Source organism: Vibrio sp. 10N.222.49.A3, from assembly GCF_041475145.1.
Taxonomy (GTDB): Bacteria; Pseudomonadota; Gammaproteobacteria; order Enterobacterales; family Vibrionaceae; genus Vibrio; species Vibrio tasmaniensis_A.
Map to the genome: position 1 here is coordinate 1 of NZ_JBFRVM010000137.1, position 4,155 is coordinate 4,155.

The 4,155-nt window shown below is 40.3% G+C and carries 4 protein-coding genes and 2 pseudogenes; 2 read left to right on the plus strand and 4 right to left on the minus strand.

The window, feature by feature from the left end; genetic code table 11:
- Positions 1-7 precede the first annotated feature (7 nt).
- Positions 8-544, minus strand: a pseudogene (locus AB4589_RS20190) (IS5 family transposase).
- 266 nt (positions 545-810) lie between these two features.
- Here AB4589_RS20190 and AB4589_RS20195 point away from each other — a divergent pair.
- A complete protein-coding gene (locus tag AB4589_RS20195) occupies positions 811-1,170 on the plus strand; it encodes a GNAT family N-acetyltransferase (RefSeq protein WP_016800107.1) in 360 nt (119 codons plus the stop codon).
- A gap of 241 nt (positions 1,171-1,411) precedes the next feature.
- On the opposite strand, the gene AB4589_RS20200 is transcribed toward AB4589_RS20195, so the two are convergent.
- From AB4589_RS20200 to AB4589_RS20210, 3 genes and pseudogenes are all read right to left on the minus strand, one after another.
- Positions 1,412-1,690: a type II toxin-antitoxin system RelE/ParE family toxin gene (locus AB4589_RS20200; RefSeq protein ID WP_372101574.1), complete on the minus strand. Its 279-nt coding sequence runs from the start codon at positions 1,688-1,690 to the stop codon at positions 1,412-1,414.
- On the minus strand, positions 1,687-1,971 hold the full coding sequence (locus tag AB4589_RS20205) for a type II toxin-antitoxin system RelB/DinJ family antitoxin (protein ID WP_102492436.1): 285 nt from the start codon (positions 1,969-1,971) through the stop codon (positions 1,687-1,689). Before AB4589_RS20205 ends, AB4589_RS20200 begins: the two co-directional genes overlap by 4 nt.
- A gap of 548 nt (positions 1,972-2,519) precedes the next feature.
- A pseudogene (locus tag AB4589_RS20210) lies at positions 2,520-2,744 on the minus strand (IS110 family transposase); the annotation flags it as partial.
- Positions 2,745-2,916: 172 nt separating this feature from the next.
- Here AB4589_RS20210 and AB4589_RS20215 point away from each other — a divergent pair.
- Positions 2,917-3,900 (plus strand): hypothetical protein, encoded by a 984-nt coding sequence (locus AB4589_RS20215; protein WP_016800104.1) that lies wholly within the window; start codon positions 2,917-2,919, stop codon positions 3,898-3,900.
- Positions 3,901-4,155 lie beyond the last annotated feature (255 nt).

Below are 4,155 nucleotides of genomic sequence, written 5' to 3' on the forward strand. Positions count from 1 at the left end.
GCTGAGATTAATATTTCCAGCCGTTAATTTGTAAGGATTTAGGGATAGGGCTGTAGCAAGGGTATTCGGTTTGTAATCCATATCCAATAATTTCATGAGTGTTTGTATCAACAGCAATATGCAGCTTTCGCCAAACTCTCCGCTTGCCATCTGTCCCGTGTTTTTTGACTTTCCATTCACCTTTAGGCCAGTCGCATCATGGCTAAGTGCTGTATCGCTCCTTTCGTTTTTGTCTTAAATGAGACCTCAACTTGCTTTGCTCTACGACTGATGCAGGTGTAATGCGGACAGCTTAATGGAACATGGGTCAGTCTAAATATCGAGTCGATAAATCCTTGCAGCGCTCTCAGTGGCCGCGTTTCACCATGAGTGCTGTCGTGATAGCTAAATCACTGAATCGACGTGTCCTACCGCGCTTATTCTGTTTACTTTGCGCCCACCCGCTAATCGCCTCTTCATCAATCCAAAAGGTCAGAGAGCCACGGTTAATGAGTGATTGGTTGTATTGCTTCCAGTTGGTTGTTTTGTAACGAGGTTTAGGCATAGAGCTACGAGTGAGAGTGGAGGTAGCTGATCAGATCGTAGGTTCTTGATTTAGTTCCATTGAATTACGCAACAAAGCCCGTATTAAGTGGTAAAATTAGGCTTGATCTGCATAATAGCAAACGTGTTATACATGCTTATTCAAACTATCGAGTCTGTTTATTTATACAGTTCTGTAATGTAGGCTCCAAACTCAATAAAAAGGAGTGGTATTGCGTGAAAATTACATATTAAGAAAACGTCCCTAACCCAATAGAATTTTGTGAAATGCGCGTGAAAGCAGGCTTATCACCAAAGTCTCTAAAGGCAGCTACAATTGCGTTGGCAAATAGCTTATATGGAATCTCAGTACGAGATGGTGAGGCTTTGATTGCAATGGGGCGTGTAGTTGGTGATGGTGGGTGTAACTTTGAAGTCGTGGATGTTGCAGTTGACCCAAAATATCAAGGTAAAAGATTAGGAAGAGCCGTGATGGAATATATAGATAACTATTTATCATCAGTTGCTTTGGAAGGTTCGTACGTTTCAATGATCGCGGATGAACCAGCATTTTACGAAAAGTTAGGCTACAAACTTGTATCTCCAGCTTGCCAAGGAATGACAAAGAAGTTCAAACCGCAATTATAACAAGTATTTAAGGCTTTAAGATGCTTTTTCTAATATTAGTTAAGTGGATTAGAGTTTTTGGTTTAATACATTTATGTCCAGAGACGAGTTACAACAGCAGATAGACTTATAAGGTCTGGCTAAAAATTAGGACAACCTCGGAATTTAAAGATAACACGCTAGATAATACTTACGAAAACAATGTCGTTAGCCTAACTTATCCTTACATTTTAAGAGGCAATATGTCGGTTAAAAAACCACATTAGTCTGTAGGAAATTTTTGCTTCTGATGTAGAACTCGCATGATGTGGATAATTGGGCCTTCTACCCAATATGAAACAGTCATCGAAACTTCAGGAATAATTAATAGTCTTCCTCTAATTCCGTCACGTTGCACTCCCATTAAAGGTTGCTCAAGCAAGCTTTCAACTTTAGCTTCAATAATATGGTCAGTTCTTTCAGCTATATTTGGGTTAAATTCGTAAAGAAATTCAAAAATCTTCTCTCGATCATTAAGGGATTCTTCTTCCCATAAAATCATTTTTGACCTCGGCTGCGAATTCTCGCTTTGTGGACTTCCATTCGAGATTTGGCTGAATCATTATCAATAAACATAGCCTTACCAGTGTCATACTTTTCAAAAGCAAGGTTTACTTGTTCTGTTAGCCAAGCATCATGGGATACTGTTTTTCTTTGTTGCTCTGCCATTTGTTCTATAAGTTCACGACAAGCATCACTAAGAGTGCGACCTTGGCTTTCAGCCACTTGCTGAGCTAGGCGTTTTGTTTCGTCATCAACACGAAATTGAATTCTAGTATCCATGAGTAGTTCCTTAAAAGTGACGTGCTCACAAATGTTAGCACTAGTGCGCTAGATGGGCAATTAACAAGTATTTAAGCTTTTACGGTAATTTTACTAATCTAGCGCAAAACGTTTAGAGTAAGCCCTCTAAATGATTTCTTGTTCAAATATGAGTTAGAAAGATTTTGTTTCTAGTGCAAGTATGTAGAATTGGATAGCTACATATCTGCTACATAACTTTAAATTTCTGGTTGAGGATTAAGTTTAACCTTTGAAAATAAATTTTTTTATTTTTTGTTTCACCTTTACAGGGACGCATGGATTCCCTCGGTTGTCAAAAATCCGCTAAACTTATGTTGATGGGTTTTGGACTGCCGCTCTACATTCGGCATACTTATCGACGATTCGCATACGTCGTGGCCCTGATGACTTTACGCGACTGCAGTGCCTTATTCGTTAGATGACCCTTAGTGTGCCCGCCGCATTAATAGGCTCTCCGCAAGTGGTCTTAACCTATGCGTCTGCAATGACCCGGTGGTTTTAACTCTTTATGCTGCTTAGGTTTTTACTTAAGCAGCATAGTTTTTATATTCTGTTTGATTGTGTAAAAGCGACCAGATAATTCGTGCGTTCTTCGCGGCAAGTGCCACTATCGCTCGATTCATTCCTCTTCGTTCCAGAACGCCTCGACACCACTGACTTAACTTATCTGGCTTGTCGCCAAGGTTGGCAATCACGGTCCTTGCGCCGTGAACTAAGAGTGTTCGTAAGTATTTATCACCGTGCTTGAAAATGGGAACTAGCAAGAAAGAGTGGAAAAGTACTTACTGAAAATTGCACATCGTTTACGTTGATTTACATTACACAGCCTAATATATGCGCCAACTATTTAACTAGCTTAACATATTGATCTGTTAAGACTAAATACTACACTTAAGCTTCATACTTACTACTGGATTTTTATTGATGATTACTACCAACAATCAAGTATTCGCTCTTTCGTCCATCGCCCTATTGTTGGCTGGCTGCTCTCTATCCTCCGACCTAACTGTAAGCGAAAGCACTAGTGACTACAAAGGTTCAGCTAACATTACCCAAGGTCTTGCAAAAACAGTAGAAGAAAACCTTTTTGAGTGTGCGACTGGTCGAAGCCGTGTTGCAGGCATTGGTGAAATTGCTGATGCTGACGGAAAGGTATGGACAGTTCCTGCTCAAAACCATTTCACCACTGCACCAAAAACGGTCGATCTTTATGAAGAGTGCGCCCACATCACACCTGAAAGTATAGCCGATGTGGATGAAGACTCAGTCCCTGTGGCTGTTATTGATTCAGATGGTGAAGAGATCACTGGTTACATCTTTGCTGACAACTATTTCGAGTTGTATATTAATGGTCAGCTCGTTGCAGTAGACACGGTACCTTTCACGCCGTTTAACTCTAGTATCGTAAAGTTCAAAGTAAATAAACCATACACTCTTGCTGTAAAAGTAATTGATTGGGAAGAAAACTTAGGTTTAGGTACAGAAGATAACCGTGGCAAGGCATTCCACCCAGGTGATGGTGGCTTTATCGCAAGCTTTAGTGATGGCACTGTGACGAGTTCAGACTGGCAAGCACAGACATTTTATACTGCACCAATCTATGATTTAAGCTGCTTGAGTGAGGTTGATGGTAAACGCTTATCTGAGAACTGCACAACAGAAGGCACAGATAACGGTACAAATGCATATGCAGCTCACTGGGAGACCCCAAGTAACTGGATGGCAAAAGACTTTGATGCAGTTTCATGGCCTCAAGCGACTGAATATTCAGAAGATGAAATTGGTGTAAATAACAAAAAATCTTACATGAACTTTATTGAGAAATTCAGTGGTGCTGGAGCAAGCTTCATCTGGTCAACAAATGTTGTTTTGGATAATGAAGTTCTACTTAGATACGAAGTGAAATAGCTTTATCCTCTATCACTTTGTAAATACGTGGATTCCATAGACAATAATGGGGCAATTTCGTTCTAGAAATAGCAGCGTACCAATACGATCGCTACCATTTTAAGAGGATACTTTATTGGGCTGCATAGGGTTAAAGGAACGTTTTTGTGCCCAAGCAGCGGCCAATGAATACCTAGTCTAGAATAAAGACATTTAACCCGTTCCTACTCTCTCGTACTGGCCTTATACCTGAAATAACATTCACTCTCGATGGAT

What these genes read in the sequence shown, in the direction of transcription:
- AB4589_RS20195 (WP_016800107.1), top strand. Translation starts at nt 811, where the DNA reads ATGCGCGTGAAAGCAGGCTTATCACCAAAGTCTCTAAAGGCAGCTACA.
- AB4589_RS20200 (WP_372101574.1), bottom strand. Translation starts at nt 1,690, where the DNA reads ATGATTTTATGGGAAGAAGAATCCCTTAATGATCGAGAGAAGATTTTT.
- AB4589_RS20205 (WP_102492436.1), bottom strand. Translation starts at nt 1,971, where the DNA reads ATGGATACTAGAATTCAATTTCGTGTTGATGACGAAACAAAACGCCTA.
- AB4589_RS20215 (WP_016800104.1), top strand. Translation starts at nt 2,917, where the DNA reads ATGATTACTACCAACAATCAAGTATTCGCTCTTTCGTCCATCGCCCTA.